This window comes from Bacillus sp. FSL R9-9530 (assembly GCF_038008145.1).
Taxonomy (GTDB): domain Bacteria; phylum Bacillota; class Bacilli; order Bacillales; family Bacillaceae_G; genus Bacillus_A; species Bacillus_A mycoides.
Genome location: NZ_JBBOYO010000001.1, coordinates 2,181,523 through 2,197,931, shown reverse-complemented (window position 1 = coordinate 2,197,931; position 16,409 = coordinate 2,181,523). Strand labels below are relative to the sequence as shown.

The 16,409-nt window shown below is 34.7% G+C and carries 13 protein-coding genes, 2 pseudogenes, 1 riboswitch and 1 other annotated feature; of the genes and pseudogenes, 10 read left to right on the top strand and 5 right to left on the bottom strand.

The window, feature by feature from the left end; all coding sequences use genetic code 11:
- Nucleotides 1-30 precede the first annotated feature (30 nt).
- Nucleotides 31-3,237, top strand: a complete 3,207-nt coding sequence (locus tag MKX66_RS10840) for a DEAD/DEAH box helicase (protein ID WP_215591119.1) — start codon at nucleotides 31-33, stop codon at nucleotides 3,235-3,237.
- 135 nt (nucleotides 3,238-3,372) lie between these two features.
- Here the strand turns inward: MKX66_RS10840 and MKX66_RS10835 are convergent, their stop codons facing one another.
- Entirely contained in the window at nucleotides 3,373-3,504 is a 132-nt protein-coding gene (locus MKX66_RS10835; RefSeq protein WP_000047589.1) for a DUF3934 family protein, read from the bottom strand.
- A gap of 408 nt (nucleotides 3,505-3,912) precedes the next feature.
- Nucleotides 3,913-4,172: a binding site (T-box leader), on the top strand.
- Nucleotides 4,173-4,242: 70 nt separating this feature from the next.
- Between MKX66_RS10835 and asnA the strand changes: the two genes are divergently transcribed.
- The 3 genes and pseudogenes from asnA to MKX66_RS10820 form a co-directional block, all read left to right on the top strand.
- The gene (gene asnA / locus MKX66_RS10830) at nucleotides 4,243-5,226 is read left to right on the top strand and encodes an aspartate--ammonia ligase (RefSeq protein ID WP_002141235.1); all 984 of its coding nucleotides are present in this window, start codon (nucleotides 4,243-4,245) and stop codon (nucleotides 5,224-5,226) included.
- Nucleotides 5,227-5,370: 144 nt separating this feature from the next.
- Nucleotides 5,371-5,484: a helix-turn-helix transcriptional regulator gene (locus tag MKX66_RS10825; RefSeq protein WP_002031128.1), complete on the top strand. Its 114-nt coding sequence runs from the start codon at nucleotides 5,371-5,373 to the stop codon at nucleotides 5,482-5,484.
- Nucleotides 5,485-5,612: 128 nt separating this feature from the next.
- Nucleotides 5,613-5,954: pseudogene (locus MKX66_RS10820) on the top strand (helix-turn-helix domain-containing protein); the annotation flags it as partial.
- Nucleotides 5,955-6,243: 289 nt separating this feature from the next.
- Here the strand turns inward: MKX66_RS10820 and MKX66_RS10815 are convergent.
- Nucleotides 6,244-6,696 carry a VOC family protein gene (locus MKX66_RS10815; RefSeq protein ID WP_341086141.1) on the bottom strand — a complete coding sequence of 151 codons (453 nt, stop codon included), beginning with the start codon at nucleotides 6,694-6,696 and terminating at the stop codon, nucleotides 6,244-6,246.
- A gap of 280 nt (nucleotides 6,697-6,976) precedes the next feature.
- A complete protein-coding gene (locus MKX66_RS10810; RefSeq protein ID WP_002141239.1) occupies nucleotides 6,977-8,206 on the bottom strand; it encodes an aspartate kinase in 1,230 nt (409 codons plus the stop codon).
- Nucleotides 8,207-8,407: 201 nt separating this feature from the next.
- Nucleotides 8,408-8,594: riboswitch (Lysine riboswitch) on the bottom strand.
- A gap of 192 nt (nucleotides 8,595-8,786) precedes the next feature.
- On the opposite strand from MKX66_RS10810, the gene MKX66_RS10805 reads away from it, so the two are divergent.
- Genes MKX66_RS10805 through MKX66_RS10795 form a run of 3 tightly spaced genes read left to right on the top strand, consistent with a single transcriptional unit; the run spans nucleotide 8,787 to nucleotide 11,942 of the window.
- Nucleotides 8,787-9,695, top strand: a complete 909-nt coding sequence (locus MKX66_RS10805; RefSeq protein WP_002126739.1) for a DoxX-like family protein — start codon at nucleotides 8,787-8,789, stop codon at nucleotides 9,693-9,695.
- Between the two features lie 4 nt (nucleotides 9,696-9,699).
- Nucleotides 9,700-10,311, top strand: coding sequence for a DUF4166 domain-containing protein (locus MKX66_RS10800; RefSeq protein WP_341086140.1), 612 nt, complete (start codon nucleotides 9,700-9,702; stop codon nucleotides 10,309-10,311).
- Nucleotides 10,312-10,316: 5 nt separating this feature from the next.
- Nucleotides 10,317-11,942 carry a YndJ family protein gene (locus MKX66_RS10795; RefSeq protein WP_326996427.1) on the top strand — a complete coding sequence of 542 codons (1,626 nt, stop codon included), beginning with the start codon at nucleotides 10,317-10,319 and terminating at the stop codon, nucleotides 11,940-11,942.
- 28 nt (nucleotides 11,943-11,970) lie between these two features.
- Here the strand turns inward: MKX66_RS10795 and MKX66_RS10790 are convergent, their stop codons facing one another.
- Entirely contained in the window at nucleotides 11,971-12,456 is a 486-nt protein-coding gene (locus MKX66_RS10790) for an 8-oxo-dGTP diphosphatase (RefSeq protein ID WP_326996428.1), read from the bottom strand.
- Nucleotides 12,457-12,593: 137 nt separating this feature from the next.
- Between MKX66_RS10790 and MKX66_RS10785 the strand changes: the two genes are divergently transcribed.
- Complete coding sequence (locus tag MKX66_RS10785; protein ID WP_341086137.1) at nucleotides 12,594-13,856, top strand: MFS transporter; 1,263 nt, start codon at nucleotides 12,594-12,596, stop codon at nucleotides 13,854-13,856.
- A 29-nt stretch (nucleotides 13,857-13,885) separates the two neighbouring features.
- Nucleotides 13,886-14,164, top strand: coding sequence for a hypothetical protein (locus tag MKX66_RS10780; RefSeq protein WP_002135550.1), 279 nt, complete (start codon nucleotides 13,886-13,888; stop codon nucleotides 14,162-14,164).
- A gap of 19 nt (nucleotides 14,165-14,183) precedes the next feature.
- Here the strand turns inward: MKX66_RS10780 and MKX66_RS10775 are convergent, their stop codons facing one another.
- Nucleotides 14,184-14,648 carry a hypothetical protein gene (locus MKX66_RS10775; RefSeq protein WP_002086342.1) on the bottom strand — a complete coding sequence of 155 codons (465 nt, stop codon included), beginning with the start codon at nucleotides 14,646-14,648 and terminating at the stop codon, nucleotides 14,184-14,186.
- Nucleotides 14,649-14,893: 245 nt separating this feature from the next.
- Between MKX66_RS10775 and MKX66_RS10770 the strand changes: the two are divergent.
- Nucleotides 14,894-16,336 (top strand): annotated as a pseudogene (locus tag MKX66_RS10770) (carbon starvation CstA family protein).
- The last annotated feature ends 73 nt before the right edge of the window (nucleotides 16,337-16,409 follow it).

The following is a 16,409-nucleotide window of genomic DNA, read 5'->3' as shown; positions in this document are numbered from 1 at the left end:
CTGGTTTTAAAGTAAGGAAGTGTCAAAACAATGGGTTTTACATTAAATAAATCGATTATTAAAGAAGTATGCGGAGAAACCTCATATAAAAGAGGCGAAGCTTATTATAAATCAAATAAAGTAATAATAAATCATTATGATGAAAATAAAGAAATTTGCGAAGCGACGGTAAAAGGGAACGAAGATTTTCATGTTACAGTAGAAAAAGCTAAAAAAGGTGATGTTGTTGCGAAATGTAGTTGTCCTTCGTTAGCGTCTTTTCAAACATACTGTCAACATGTTGCGGCAGTATTGATACAAATAAATTATAATCAGCAAACCGGTGGAATGGTGCCTCTTAGTAGCGGGAATATGAGTGGAAATGATCAATTAACAAGCGGGATGTTTCATTTATTTGCAGAAAAACCATTAAGACCAAAAAGTAAACAACACCGTTTTGATACACGTGAAATACTTCATGTTGAATTTATATGTACGCCAGTAGTTACGAAAAATGGTGGGGCACTGCTAGGTATTCAGTTTAAACTCGCCAAGATGTATTTTGTAAATCATATTAGAGAATTTCTTTCCAATGTGGAGAAAAGAGAGTCCTATAATTGTTCGAATAAATTTACATATACACCGGATGTACATAGCTTTAAGCAAGAAACGGATGCGATTATTCAGCAGCTCATTAAAATTTATCATAATGAAAAAATGTATGAGGATACACTGGAAGTACATGCAAAACAAGATGATAGTATGATTTTAATACCGCCAGCTTCATGGAAGGATATGCTTTCTTTACTTTCTAAAGTTGAGTTTGTGGGACTTAATCAAGATGGAAAATCTTTTCACGGTTTACAAATTTCAAAAGGGCTACTTCCTTTACATTTTGAGTTTAATAAAGGGAGTAACGGTGGGTTTACGCTTTATATTGACGGCTTACAACAAGTAGAAGTAATGGATACGTATAGTTATGCTCTATTTGGAGGGAAACTGTATCAGTTGAACGCTGAGGATTGTAAGCGACTTATCGAATTACAAAAAATGATGAATCGTTCTAGTAGTAACCAATTGTATATTCCAGCAGATAAGATGGAGCACTTTGTAGCAAAAGTTGTACCAGGGTTAATGAAGCTAGGAACTGTGCGAATAGATGAGGTAGTATCAGATCGTGTTGAAACACCCGCATTAAAAGCAAAATTGTATTTAGATCGAGTGAAAAATCGTTTGTTAGCAGGTCTCGAATTTCATTATGGAAACGTCGTGATTAATCCGTTAGAAGAGGATGGGCAGCCATCTGTTTTTAATCGTGATGAGAAAAAGGAAAAAGAGATTTTAGACATTATGAGTGAAAGTGCCTTTGCGAAAACGGAAGGCGGTTATTTTATGCATAATGAAGAAGCTGAGTATAACTTTTTATATCATGCTGTTCCAACGTTAAAAGGTTTAGTTGATATTTATGCGACGTCAGCCATCAAATTACGAATTCATAAGGGAGACACAGCTCCTCTTATAAGAGTTAGAAGGAAAGAGAGAATTGATTGGTTATCATTTCGCTTTGATATAAAAGGTATTCCAGAGGCAGAAATTAAAGGGGTATTAGTGGCACTTGAAGAGAAACGAAAATATTATCGTTTAGCAAGTGGTGCTCTACTATCACTTGAGAGTAAAGAGTTTAATGATATTAATCAGTTTATAAAAGAATCTAGTATTCGAAAAGGATTTTTAAAGGGCGAAGAAATAGATGTCCCTCTTATTCGTAGTGTGAAATGGATGAATTCACTGCAAGAAGGAAACGTATTAAGTTTAGATGAGTCTGTTCAAGAATTGGTAGAGAACATTCAAAACCCTAAAAAGCTGAAGTTTGCGGTGCCAAGTGGCTTAGATGCGATAATGAGAGAGTATCAAACATACGGATTCCAGTGGATGAAAACACTTGCCTATTATCGTTTTGGCGGCATTTTAGCTGATGATATGGGACTGGGGAAAACGTTGCAAAGTATTGCTTTTATAGACTCTGTTTTGCCGGAAATTCGAGAGAAGAAACTGCCTATATTAGTTGTTTCTCCGTCGTCCCTCGTTTACAACTGGCTTAGTGAGTTGGAAAAATTCACTCCACATATTAGAGCAGTTATTGCCGATGGAAATCAAGCAGAGCGCCGAAAAATTTTAAAAGATATAACGAAATTTGATGTTGTCATTACGTCATACCCTCTACTGAGAAGAGATATAAGGTTATATGAGCAGCCATTTCATACGCTATTTCTTGATGAAGCACAAGCGTTTAAAAATCATACGACGCAAACTGCAAGAGCGGTAAAAACAGTGCAGGCGGAGTACCGTTTTGGATTAACAGGAACACCTGTAGAAAATTCATTAGAAGAGCTATGGTCTATCTTCCACGTCGTCTTCCCAGAATTATTACCGGGAAGAAAAGAGTTCGGTGATTTAAGACGTGAAGATATTGCGAAGCGGGTAAAACCTTTCGTGTTAAGAAGGTTAAAGGGTGATGTATTACACGAACTCCCAGAAAAAATTGAGCACTTGCAATCATCAGAACTTTTACCAGATCAAAAGAGGCTTTACGCAGCTTATTTAGCAAAGTTAAGAGAAGAAACGTTAAAACATTTGGATAAAGATACGTTACGTAAAAATAAAATTCGGGTTTTAGCTGGTTTAACGAGACTACGGCAAATTTGTTGTCATCCTGCTTTGTTTGTTGATGACTATAAAGGTAGTTCAGCTAAATTTGATCAGCTGCTAGAAATTTTGGAGGAATGCAGAAGTACAGGGAAGAGAATTCTTATCTTTTCCCAATTTACGAAGATGCTTTCGATAATCGGACGTGAATTAAATCGTCAAGCAGTTCCATACTTTTATTTAGACGGGAGTACACCAGCGCAAGAACGTGTAGAGCTATGCAATCGGTTTAACGAAGGAGAAGGGGATCTATTTCTTATTTCGTTAAAAGCTGGTGGCACAGGACTAAATTTAACAGGTGCAGATACAGTTATATTGTACGACTTGTGGTGGAATCCAGCTGTTGAACAACAAGCTGCGGATAGAGCGTATCGAATGGGACAAAAAAATACAGTGCAAGTGATTAAGTTAGTAGCACATGGAACAATTGAAGAAAAAATGCACGAGTTACAAGAGAGTAAGAAAAATTTAATCGCTGAAATTATCGAGCCGGGAGAAGAGAAGTTATCTTCTATTACGGAGGAAGAAATCCGCGATATTCTTATGATTTAATATGCAAAAAGCTATGCTTTCATAGAGATGAAAGCATAGCTTTTTTGTTGTAATAATTATATTTTGTTTTGTACAAAGTAAAGAGATAAAGTGAAACTTTAAATAGTGGGAGTTGTTCGTCTCCCACTATTTATTTTATTTCTTTGTACCTTTACTTTTGTATGGTTTTGCAGCTTTCTTTTTCGCACTTGATTGCCAACGGTTCCATCCTTTACTTCCTGTACCTTGTCCTACACCTTTTTTCGGTTTTGCTTTCGTTTTACTCATATGATCACTCCGTTATATAAAAAATCTGATTTGATAATAGCCAATGTTTTAGAAAAATACTATCGATAAATGACTATGCTTGCTTTAAATAAAAACAAACTGCTTGAATGCTATAGTATATCATGAAATTGCGAGTAAACTGAAAGGAATTATAAAGAAAATGAAAATAATAAGAAATACTGCGGATTCTATATTTCGAACAATCACACTAGTTGTTGTATATATGTTAGTTTCAATTAGTGAAATGTTTTTTGGATTGAAGAGACAAAGGAAATAAAAATGTTATATTAAGAACAGTCGGTAAAGGCATAAAATAAAGAATTGAAAAATATTTTAAAACTTTTTGTTGACTTTATCGATTTTTTGTATAGAATAATCATTAATAAAATGTTTCAGAGATGTGACAATAAAACGACTATGAAAGGACGAGTAGTAGTAGGATGTAGTTTAAGCGAGTCAGGGACGGTGTGAGCCTGATACGAAGCCTATTATGAAGAACCTCCTGGAGTCGCTAACCGAAATCCTTTATAGGAAAGTAGACTTAGCCGGGAACTTCGCCGTTACAAGAAGAACAGTATCGAGATTTTTTAATCTCCGTATTGTATAAGTGAGCAACCTCTGTTGCTAATTTGGGTGGTACCGCGGAACCAAAGTCTTTCGTCCCAGTTTTTTGGGAAAGAAGGGCTTTTTTTGTTGGCTTCTTTTCACAACATCCAAACATTTTAGGAGGAAACCAGCATGTATCAATCATTAATGACAGTAAGAGAGACTCAAATCGCAATTAAGGAAGTTAAAACATTTTTCGAGGATCAATTAGCAAAGCGCCTTGAACTATTCCGCGTATCTGCACCATTATTCGTAACGAAGAAATCAGGATTAAACGATCACTTAAACGGTGTAGAACGTCCAATTGAATTTGATATGTTACATTCAGGAGAAGAATTAGAAATTGTACATTCACTAGCGAAGTGGAAAAGATTCGCATTACATGAATACGGATATGAAGCTGGTGAAGGTTTATATACAAACATGAACGCGATTCGTCGTGATGAAGAACTTGATGCAACGCATTCCATTTATGTTGACCAATGGGATTGGGAAAAAATCGTTCAAAAAGAATGGCGTACTATCGATTACTTACAAAAAACAGTACAAACAATTTATGGAATATTCAAAGAATTGGAAAATCACTTATTTGAAAAGTATCCGTTCCTTGGAAAGTATTTACCAGAAGAAATTGTTTTCATTACTTCTCAAGAACTGGAAGATAAATATCCAGAATTAACACCGAAAGATCGTGAACATGCAATTGCGAAAGAACACGGTGCAGTCTTTATTATTGGAATTGGTGATGCACTCCGTTCAGGTGAAAAGCACGATGGACGCGCGTCTGATTATGATGATTGGAAATTAAACGGTGACATTTTATTCTGGCACCCAGTACTACAAGCTTCGTTCGAATTATCATCAATGGGAATTCGTGTTGATAGTAAAGCACTTGATGAGCAATTAACGAAAACTGGTGAAGACTTCAAACGTGAGTATGATTTCCATAAAGGTATTTTAGAAGACGTACTACCATTAACAATTGGTGGTGGTATTGGACAATCAAGAATGTGTATGTACTTCTTACGTAAAGCACATATCGGTGAAGTTCAATCTTCTGTATGGCCTGATGATTTACGTGAAGCTTGTAAGAAAGAAAACATTCATTTGTTTTAATATAAGTGAGAGGGAGAGTGGCTCGAAAATAGAGTTACTCTCCCTTTTTTATTGTGTAAACTGGTGGTTTACAGTGAGTGTTACTAATAGTTTCTTTCTTTTTTATCTCCTTTTATGTAATAATTTATTAAAGGAGGGGGCGTTATGAACTTGGGAGAACAATTAAAAAAATTACGAGAATCAAAAGGATTTTCACAAGAGGATGTTGCAAAGAAAATTGGGGTAACTAGGCAAGCGGTGTATAAAGTGAAACTTTAATCAGTGGAGCGATTTATCCCACTGATTATTAGTTGAACCAATCGGGCTTTTATAGGCAGTTAATCCCATCTGGCTTCCTTGATGTATGTAAAAGCTACGATGGGATTTAGTGCCTGTTAAAGCGGGATAAGTGGGAAAATGATAAAAGTTACCCTGACATTGATAATTTAATTTTACTTAGCGAAATGTACAATGTTACGCTAGATGAGTTAATAAAAGGGAATCAAAGCTTTAAAGAGAAAATACATATTGATGAAGAAGATGAGGATTTTGAGAAAGAGAATGAGTTTGGCTTTTATATTGGATTTGGTTTGCTAATTATGAGTGCTTTCATTGATTACGAAGGAATTCAAGAGATTTTATTAGGGGCTGCGCTATTCATGATGGTCTTTTATTCCGACGTGAAGAAAGTTATTTTGAATGAATTTCGCTCATTATTTAAAGGGAAAGATATATATGATAAGAAGTGAGAAGAGTCCGTTATATTTCCTAGGAAAAGGTATTGCGAATAATCTGATTTTTTTATAATGATTTTTAGATATAGGTAATATGTTAAAAAGCTGTTTGTATAGAGTCTTGAAATCTATGTGTAAAATGATAATAAAGTTATTTAATTTTAAAAGCTCAAACGAGTATAGCCCCGTTCTAAAGTTAGGACGGGGTTGAAAATCTAAGTTTTATTGAATAAGAATTTTCTTCAAATATTTTTACTTCAGTAATGTATATTTCAGTAAAGGCCTTTTATAAAACGTCACTTACTTATTTGTTATCGAGTTGTTCCGCCAAACCAATTAGAATTCCTTCGGTTCCACGAATGTAGCAGAGTCGATACGAGTTCTCATACTGAACTACTTCTCCAACGAGCTGAGCACCATGCTTAGTAAGTCTGGATACCATTTCGTCAATGCCCTCGACGGTGAACATGACGCGCAGATAACCGAGGGCGTTTACAGGAGCTGTCCGGTGATCTGCTATAGTAGGTGGGGTGAGAAATCGCGAAAGTTCAATTCGGCTGTGACCATCTGGCGTAACCATCATAGCAATCTCTACGCACTGAGAACCGAGTCCAGTTACGCGACCAGCCCATTCACCTTCGACAGTAGCTCGCCCTTCGAGTTTTAATCCAATCTCCTTGAAGAAAGAGATTGCGTTATCAAGAGATTCTACAACGATGCTGACATTGTCCATTCTTAGTAATCTGTTGTTTGCCATAGTCTTTATCTCCTTATGTGTAAAAATTTATCCCGCTATTTGCGGGCAATAAGACTCCCACCTCAAAATTCGGCGAATGCGAGGAAGTTAGGTGGGAGATAACTGCCCGATTGTTGAATAGAATGACTTGCTTCCGTTTTTTAACAATTTTATTATTCTTCAAACGACTTGATTTTAAACTAAATAACCTTTTTCTCACTTTCCACTATGCAAACAGCTTTCTATTTATATAGGAAGGAAATAGATTCATATAATTTGTTGTAAGTTTTACTGGTGGAAATTAAATCATTTGCACTAAAGGTTCAATTTTCGCCATAAATGATTGATGAAGTGCTTCAACACCCGTTACTAAATGAAGACGGTCAATAACGACAGATACTTTAATTTCTGATGTACTTACCATTTTAATATGAATATCTTCTTCTTTTAAAGTAGTGAACATATTCGCAGCAACTCCTGGGTTAGATACCATACCAGATCCTACAATTGATACTTTTGCTAAATGATTTTCATGTTCTACAGATTCGTAGTGAAGTGCTTCTTGATTTTGTTCCAATACTTCTAATGTTTCTCTTAAATCATTAGAATGGATTGAGAAGGAGAGGTGAACAGTTCCTTCATTTGTAATACTTTGAATAATAATATCCACATTAATATGTGCTGCTGCTAATGTAGAGAAAACTGTTGAAAGTGCACCTTGTTCTAATCCTTTAATTGTGACGCGTGTAATATTATCCTCAAATGCAATACCTTTAACGATTGATTGTTGTTCCATGTTACATTCTCCCCTTACAATTGTTCCGTTTTCTTGTTCCATACTTGAGCGAACTTCTAAAATTACATTATGATTTTTAGCAAATTCAACAGCGCGTGGGTGTAATACGCCAGCACCGAGGTTGGCAAGCTCTAACATTTCGTCATAAGAAATTTCATCTAATTTATAAGCATCTTGTACAACTCGTGGATCAGTCGTATATACGCCGGTCACATCCGTATAAATATCACATTTTTTTGCTTTTAGTGCAGCAGCTAATGCGACAGCAGTCGTATCAGAGCCACCGCGGCCAAGTGTGGTAATTTCATTTTCTTCACTTACTCCTTGGAAACCAGCTACTATAACAATCGTGCCTTCAGTAAGGTGAGACTGAATACGAGTAGTGTTAATGTCAATAATCCGTGCACTACTATGTACAGATTCTGTCGTAATACCAGCTTGCCATCCTGTTAATGAAATTGCGTTATAACCTTTTGTTTGTAGTGCCATTGTTAATAATGAAATGGTTACTTGTTCTCCTGTAGATAGGAGCATATCCATTTCACGTTTACTTGGATTTTCAGTAATAGCGTTAGCAAGTGCTACAAGTTTATCCGTACTTTTTCCCATTGCTGAAACGACAGAGACAATACTATGTCCTCGTTCATATTCTTCAATAATTAAATTTGCTACATGTTGAATGCGTTCGACGCTTCCGACAGAAGTACCGCCAAATTTTTGTACAATCGTTTCCATTACGAATTCCTTCTTTCGTCCATTTTTAAGAATAGGTTAGGACATATACAAATCCCAATATTCCTGTAGTTACCAGAGAGAAAAACAAAAAACACCATCTCAAATAAGTGAGGATGGTGCTGTTACAGGAAAAGGGAAACAGAAAACGGAGCTAATAAAAAAACCGCCAAAAAAGGAATATCATAAAAATGATATCTCTTTTTTGTAGATAGCTCTTCATACGTACACGTCTGTACATATGACAGTTCTGTTTCTATTCGAAAACAGCCCCAATTGATAAATGCAGAGAAATTTATCAATTTCGGCAACACTTCCTTTCCTCTAAAATCATAGACATCTCTGTGTCTCCTTTAGAATACTTATAAGCGTTGCAACCTCTATCTCACGTTTTAGGCGAGAGTGTATGATTTATGAAGTTGTTGGTAACATTTGTTTTATAATAATTTAAATTTTTCAGGGAATCAAGTGTTTTTTGTATTTTTTTGAAATTCTATCTTTTTATTAAATTAGTTTGTGAAAAATGTAGCAAAATCGATTCATTGCATGTACATTGAAAATATAGCGCATGGGAGGTGGAAGGATGGGGAAGAAAAAGCCTATTTATGTAGCCACAGAAATGAACACAACAATGGAGAAACTATGGGCATATACACAAGAGCCTGATATACATACAGAGTGGGATGCTCGTTTTACTGAGATTTCGTATTTAGAAAAAAAAGAGGGAGAACCACAGAAGTTTTTATATAAAACAAAGATCGGATTTGGACTTGAAATAGCCGGAGAAGGGGAATCGATAGGTGAAATAAGAAAAGAAACTGGAGAACGCATTTCCTCTTTAAAATTTTGGACAGACAATCAATTATCACTTATACAAATAGGGCGTGGTTATTGGAAGTATACACCGAATGAAGAACATATTCATTTTGAAACGCAATATGATTATGATACGAGATTTGGTCGTATAGGAAATGTGATAGATTTATATGTTTTTCGTCCACTATTAGGTTGGGCGACAGCATGGAGTTTTGATGCTTTAAAATTATGGTTAGAAAAGGGACTTCATCCTAAGTTGCTAATTAGAAGAACGATGACGTATTGGCTAGTTTGCTTTTTATTTGCTTTCGTATGGTTATATCAAGGGATTGTACCGAAATTGATGTTTACTCATTCAGAAGAAGTAAAGATGCTTTCTGCACTAATCGGATCGAATGAAAGTAGTATTTTTATACTTAAAATAGTTGGATTTTTAGAAATAATATGGGGTGTTATGTGGCTATTGCCACTTCAAAAGCGAAAACTATTTATATTGCATATTATATTGTTGATAGTTTTAACATTAGCGGCAGGATCGACGAATATCGCTAGTTTTACGCAACCGTTTAATCCGATTACATTAAATTTTCTTCTAATAGGGTTATCGATTGTCGGTTATATAAATAGCACGAATTTGCCAAGCGCAAAAAATTGCAAGAGGACGAGAAAGGGATAAGTATATGGTTAATATTTATGAAAGATTATTAGGGGATTCTTATAAAAGGCTTCATCCAAAATTGCAGGAACGATATGCGATAACAAAGGAAAATAGCTTTATTGGGGAAGGGGAAATGGATGAAATTTATGGAGGATCTTTTTTCGTTAAATTAATATTAAAAATTACATCGAAGTTTCGAATGTTTTTCTCTGATCGAGGGCAAAAAGTTCCGTTTGTGATACATAATACCGCTGAGCGAGATGAACATGGAAATGAGTTTGTACGGTGGAATCGTACTTTTTATTTTCATAATAAGAAAAGATATTTTAACGCTGTTATGCAGTTGGATGAAGAGAATAATGAAATTGTAGATTATTTTGGTGAGCCACATTTACTCGTTTCTACATTGAATTTTTATATTGATGAAAAAGGCGGGATGCATATTTCTTCAAAGAAACAATGGTTTTTTATGTTTGGAAGAAAAATCCCGTTACCAAAATTTTTATATGGAGAGGCAAAAATTGTTGAAAGTTATGATGATGCACTGCAATGTTTTCGAATTCATGTACAAGTACGGAATCCGTTAATTGGTTCGTTATTTTCATATAAGGGAACATTTGTGGAAAGGGAATAAACGATATGAAAAATATACTATTTGGGCTTGCTTGCTATATTATTTTTCTAATATGTGAGTGGTCAAATGTAAACCCAGTTGAAGCAATTATTTTATTATCTATTTTGTTATTTATACCGATGTCTTTTTGTATTATTGACAAGAAAAAAAGAAATGGATCGTATGTATTATTTTATAAATTTGTATCGTTTTTATATCCAATTGCAGCAATCAGTGCAATGCTAGCTTTCGTAACAAATCACTATTTCTTTGCGCTACTTTGGTTTGCATATACAGGAATCATTGCGTTATTTGGTGTAAGTAGATTGTTAGAAAGAGGATGGAAACCGATAGAAGAGACGGCTATCGATAGTGCATTTATTTATTTGTTTTTAGGTGGTTTTTGGTTTTTTGCTTCAGTAGCAAAGGTTTCAATTATGCACTTTAGTTCTGACATTGTTTTACTTACAGCGGCACACTTTCATTACTCGGCATTTCTATTGCCGTTATCAGTTGGTTTACTTGGAAGGAAAAGAGAAAAGAGAAGTAAAGTGTATGATGCTATTATGTTTATCATAGTCATTTCACCTATGACAGTTGCGATAGGAATTACATACTCAAGGATATTTGAATTTTTTGCAGTGTTCATATATTTATGTGCGATTTATGGATATGGAGTTTACGTGTGGAGAACGAAATTCAATGCTATAAGTGCGAAGGTACTTTTAGTTCTTTCTTCTAGCACACTTATGGTAACAATAATGTTTTCACTCATATATTCATACGGAAATTTCAAACAAGTAATGACGATTACAATTGCACAAATGGTTTGGATTCACGGTGTTGTAAATGGAATTGGAGTAGCGTTACCAGCATTTGTTGGTTGGATGATTGAAAAGAGTACTCCGAATTATAAATATTACGGGAAAACAATGAGCAGGTTAAGAGGAAATGCGACAGTTGGTGAAGCATTTTTACATAACAGAAATTTAATAGATCGCAAGGAATACAAAGGTTTAGTTGATAAAATGAATGATTTTCATAGTGAGGCATTTGACATGGCGAAGATTCCTTTAAGTATTATTCGTTTTTATGAAAATACAAAAGAGTATGAGTTACAATCGCATATTAAATGGACTCGTTGGTTCCGTCCGGTTGCATTTTGTTATGAGAAAATGAGTAAGCGTGTAGGACAAATACATTTAGGAATGGGCGGCAAGTGGGAAACGATGCATGGCTCTATCATTGGGATAATAGATGAGAAGGATGGAAGAGAGAATGTAAGGGCTTGGCTAAGAAAAAATGAAGCAGGAGAGACAATTTTTGTAGCTCTTTATTCAAAGCATACATACAAGAAAGATACATATATGAATATCGCATTACCTTTACCATATTCGAATATGACTGGTATTTTGAAGTTATGCAATGATGATAATGCTTTAATCATTACAAGTAAGTTAAGAGAGAATGGCAGGGGAGATGAGGGGATTTATTTACATACTCGTTTCTTTACAATACGTTTACCATTAGCAGAGACTTTTATTATTAAAGAGCGCAACGATCAAATATTAGAAGCTAATCATAGAATGTGGATATTTGGAGTTAAGTTTTTAGAAATTGATTATGAGATTAAGAAAATAGAGGGAAAGTAAGAAAAGCTTGGAGAGATTCCAAGCTTTTTTATGTATGGGTAATTGTCATAGCAACTTGTTTATCCAAGTCTGGGTCCCAGACACGCTGAATTTCAAACGTACCTTTTTCAAAAAATAATGGGAATCTCTCTTTAAACCAATCTTGCATAGGAAGATTGAGTGCTGTATCAATTGGCACCCATAATAATTCGCCTTCAGGAGGATTCAAAAGGAGTTCACCTTCAAATGAATCTGTCCAATAGTTAAATACCATATATCGAACATTTTCCTTAGGATTTACATATTCGTCTAACCCCTTGAAAATTAAATTAGAAACGTGGAGTCCGGTCTCCTCTTTCGATTCTCGTATAGCAGCTTGTAATATGCTTTCTGGGAAATCTACTTTTCCACCAGGAGCTATGTAGCCAGGAAAACCTCGATGGTCGGGGCGTTTTATAAGTAAAGCGTCATTATTTCGCTGGATCATACACATTGTATAGATGCGGTGCTCGATATTATGAGAATTTTGAGGCATAATAATGTATTCTCCTTTATCTTTTTTTGATAATTTTACCATAATATAATAGTTTCTTATATAATTAAAAATAGAATATTATTAATTTTCAGTTATTTATTATAAAGTCTATAATCATTTGAAAAGAGGAGAGAGATATGCAAGGAGAAATACCAACAGAGAAAAATTTAGGTTATGTCGGTAAATTGTTATTGCCAGTTAAAGTGTCACCGCACTTTAAGTTTTTATGGATTGGGCAATTACTTTCGACTTTAGGTAGTTCGATAACGATGGTTATTCTGCCAGTCGTTGTGTATTCATTAACTGGTTCAACAGTTGTAATGGGAATGACTATGGCAATATACATGCTTCCTAATATTCTTGCGTTACCGTTTGCTGGATTAGTCGTGGATCGAATTGACCGGGTGAAATTGATGTTATTTACAGATATAATTCGCTGTATATTAATGCTCTTATTTGCAACACTTATATTTATGGACATTTTAACAATTCCACTTTTATATGTACTTGTTGCATTATATGGACTTATGGAAGGGATATTTCAGCCGGCATATTCAGCTGTAAGAGCGAAAGTATTTGTACCGGAAATTCGAAATGCAGCTAGCGCATTAACGCAAATGAGTAATCAGGGTATACGATTAATTGGACCGGCTCTTGGAGGGTTGATAGTATCAGTTACATCTGCAGGGATAGGCTTCGGACTAGATGCAGCAACGTATTTGTTATCATTTTTATGTTTATTATTTTTAAAAGAAATAAAGTTTAATAAAATACAGAAATTTGAAAGAAATAAAGTCAATTACAAACAAGATTTTATGGAAGGGATTCTTGTTCTAAAAAGCCATCCGTGGTTGTGGATTACTATTCTAGTCTTTTCTTTCGTTAATATTTGTTATGCAGGCATTATCGTTGTATTAATTCCATGGTTGTTTAATGTTCATCATCATTTTGAAGCTTACGTATATGGATTGGGTATGGCTGCTTCTGGTGCTGGAGCTGTAATTGCAGCGCTAATTTTTGGTGGGAGGAAGCAGTGGCATAAGAGAGGATTACTTGCGTATGGCGGTGTTTTAATAAGTGGAATGGCACTATTAATTATGCCTTTCGTTTCTTGGGCACCTGTCTTAATTGGATTAATGGCAATTGAAGGATTCGGTATTATGATATTTGGGCTCATTTGGGAAACAAGTTTACAAGAGCTTGTACCAGAAGAAGCATTTGGAAGAGTGGCAAGCCTTGATATGTTAGGTTCATTTGCTTTATTGCCATTAGGATATGTGGTTGTAGGCTGGTTAGCTACTGTAATAGGTGGAAAGATAACAATTATAATGCTAGCTATTTTAGTACTCATAACAATTGGAATGGCATTGTCTGTACCAAGTATTCGGCGGTTCGATTGATTATGTAGGCAAAAAGGGGGGGATGGTATATGACTATAGAAAATCTACATGATTTAGTAGTACATGAGTTGGGATGTAAATACGTTTTGGGAGAAAAGGTATTTGAAGCAAGGAATTTCACGGTGTATATTGCTACTCCTATAGAAAATAAAATGACATATAATCGATTCATCTTAATTAAGCATTTGTCTAATGAAGAGCCTTCCGTACATGTTTGGGACAAAAAAATATGTGTAGACGCTACAAAAATACATATTGCAAAAGAAGTGACAGAAGCAATTCAATCGGGTTTTGTAAATAAAGAGTAAGCCCTAATCAAATTAGGACTTACTCTTCATTAAACACAAATGTTTGCTTCATTTTTTTACTCTCATGTACTGGATGACCGTTGTAAGAGAAATTCTTTTCTTCCCAAGTAATGACAACTTTAAAATTATGGCTATTAAAGTCTAATGGGAATACCATGTAGTCAAAGCTTGTATGACTTTTTGAAACGTTGTTATTAGATGAAGTAGGATTAAAGGTAGCTTTAGATGTAGGTGTGTTATCAAGTATTTCCACCGATACATTTGCAACATCATTACCAATATTTTTTAAGAGTAAACTATACGTATCATATACACCTTGTTTTGGCTGCACGGCTTGCTTGTTTGAGTTATGAGATTTGTCAATTTCGATATACCACTGTTTAGACTTTGACGCAATTGGTAGTGATTGAAATGTGTATGCACTAGCTTGTATTGGTAGTGCTAAGCAGATTAGTGCAAAGAGAGAAAATATTTTTCGTTTCATCTTTAGAGAGCTCCCATTCTTTAAAGGATTTATTTGTTATTATCTTCTCTTAGTGAAAAAATATACCATATAATGTAAGGGGGTATTGTAAATAAGAGAGGCTGTTTTTTTTATCTTATAAAAAGAATATGCTAAAAATTCTGTATAAAACGTTTATTTAATATAGTTAAACATGCTAGAATAAATTGAAAGCGATTTCTTATATAGAAATAAGAAAATGCTTTCTGAAGGGGGAGGGGATAGAAGTGATTACATTTTTAGTGTCAATCGTCGTATTGATAATCGGTTATTTTACATATGGAAAGTTAATTGAAAAGATATTTGGAGTAAATTATTCGAGAAAGACACCGGCTTATGTGAATCAAGATGGGATAGATTATGTACCTATGGATAGGCGAAAGAATTCTATGATTCAATTACTTAATATTGCAGGTACTGGTCCTATATTCGGACCAATATTAGGTGCTTTATATGGTCCAGTTGCATTTGTCTGGATTGTGATAGGAGCGATTTTTGCAGGAGCCGTTCATGATTATCTTACAGGGATGATTTCTATACGAAATAAAGGGGCGCATATTCCTGAATTAGCAGGGAAATTTTTAGGGAATGCAATGAGACATATTGTAAATGTTTTTTCATTGTTACTTTTAGTATTAGTAGGAACTGTATTTATAACAACGCCAGCATCATTACTTGATATTGTATTGCAAGGAAAATTGTCAATAACTATTATTTTATCTGTAATTTTCATATATTACATTTTATCGACTATCTTACCGATTGATAAAATTATTGGTAAAATTTATCCGGTATTAGGTGCATTATTGCTAATAAGTGCTATTGGCATAGGGGGAATGATGATAATAAAAGGTTCTCCTATTCCAGAGCTAACGTTTGAAAATATGCATCCAGACAATGCACCTATTTTCCCATTATTAATGTTGACGATTACGTGTGGTGCCTTATCAGGATTCCACGCAACACAATCACCAATTATTTCACGTACACTTCAAACGGAGAAACATGGCCGTTATGTATTTTTCGGTATGATGATTGCAGAAGCGATAATTGCAATGATCTGGGCAGCTGCGGCAATGAGTATTTTCTCTTACGGTGAATTAAATGAGCTAATTAAATCGGGTACACCAGCTGCGGTTGTAAGTGAAATCTCGAAGACGATGTTAGGTGCTGTGGGTGGCACAATAGCTGTTCTTGGTGTCATTGTATTACCAATTACATCTGGAGATACAGCATTCCGTGCGGCACGTTCTATTATTGCGGATTACTTCCATTTCAATCAAACAAAATTAAAAAATCGCTTAATTATTGCGATTCCATTATTTGTTATTGCATAGGGTTTAACGAAAATTGACTTTACACTATTATGGAGGTATTTCTCTTGGGCTAACCAATCGACTGCAGCCATTGCGTTATGGATTGGAACGATGTATTTATTTATAAAAGGAAAACAGTATATCGTTTCTTTAATTCCAGCGATATTTATGACGCTCATGACAGTTGTTTATATTTTAAATGCAAAAATTGGTTTTAATATTCCGCTAAATACATCGTATATTGTAGGTGCGGTTATTACAGTTATTTTAACTGCTGTATTCTTTATGAAAGCTGTAAGGAATAGAAGAGAGAATATTGAGGTGGATGTACAATTAGAGAAAGAAGCTGTGTAGAGATTTTCTACACAGCTTTTTTGGAACAAGAAAAAATTACCAATAAATATGTTAAAATAACATTGTCATATAA

Bases quoted from the DNA above. Each gene is read 5' to 3' on its own strand.
- MKX66_RS10840 (WP_215591119.1), top strand. From the start codon at position 31: ATGGGTTTTACATTAAATAAATCGATTATTAAAGAAGTATGCGGAGAA.
- MKX66_RS10805 (WP_002126739.1), top strand. From the start codon at position 8,787: ATGGGGAAGAAAAAGCCTATTTATGTAGCCACAGAAATGAACACAACA.
- MKX66_RS10795 (WP_326996427.1), top strand. From the start codon at position 10,317: ATGAAAAATATACTATTTGGGCTTGCTTGCTATATTATTTTTCTAATA.
- MKX66_RS10800 (WP_341086140.1), top strand. From the start codon at position 9,700: ATGGTTAATATTTATGAAAGATTATTAGGGGATTCTTATAAAAGGCTT.
- MKX66_RS10825 (WP_002031128.1), top strand. From the start codon at position 5,371: ATGAACTTGGGAGAACAATTAAAAAAATTACGAGAATCAAAAGGATTT.
- MKX66_RS10835 (WP_000047589.1), bottom strand. From the start codon at position 3,504: ATGAGTAAAACGAAAGCAAAACCGAAAAAAGGTGTAGGACAAGGTACA.
- MKX66_RS10775 (WP_002086342.1), bottom strand. From the start codon at position 14,648: ATGAAACGAAAAATATTTTCTCTCTTTGCACTAATCTGCTTAGCACTA.
- MKX66_RS10815 (WP_341086141.1), bottom strand. From the start codon at position 6,696: ATGGCAAACAACAGATTACTAAGAATGGACAATGTCAGCATCGTTGTA.
- MKX66_RS10785 (WP_341086137.1), top strand. From the start codon at position 12,594: ATGCAAGGAGAAATACCAACAGAGAAAAATTTAGGTTATGTCGGTAAA.
- asnA (WP_002141235.1), top strand. From the start codon at position 4,243: ATGTATCAATCATTAATGACAGTAAGAGAGACTCAAATCGCAATTAAG.
- MKX66_RS10780 (WP_002135550.1), top strand. From the start codon at position 13,886: ATGACTATAGAAAATCTACATGATTTAGTAGTACATGAGTTGGGATGT.
- MKX66_RS10810 (WP_002141239.1), bottom strand. From the start codon at position 8,206: ATGGAAACGATTGTACAAAAATTTGGCGGTACTTCTGTCGGAAGCGTC.
- MKX66_RS10790 (WP_326996428.1), bottom strand. From the start codon at position 12,456: ATGCCTCAAAATTCTCATAATATCGAGCACCGCATCTATACAATGTGT.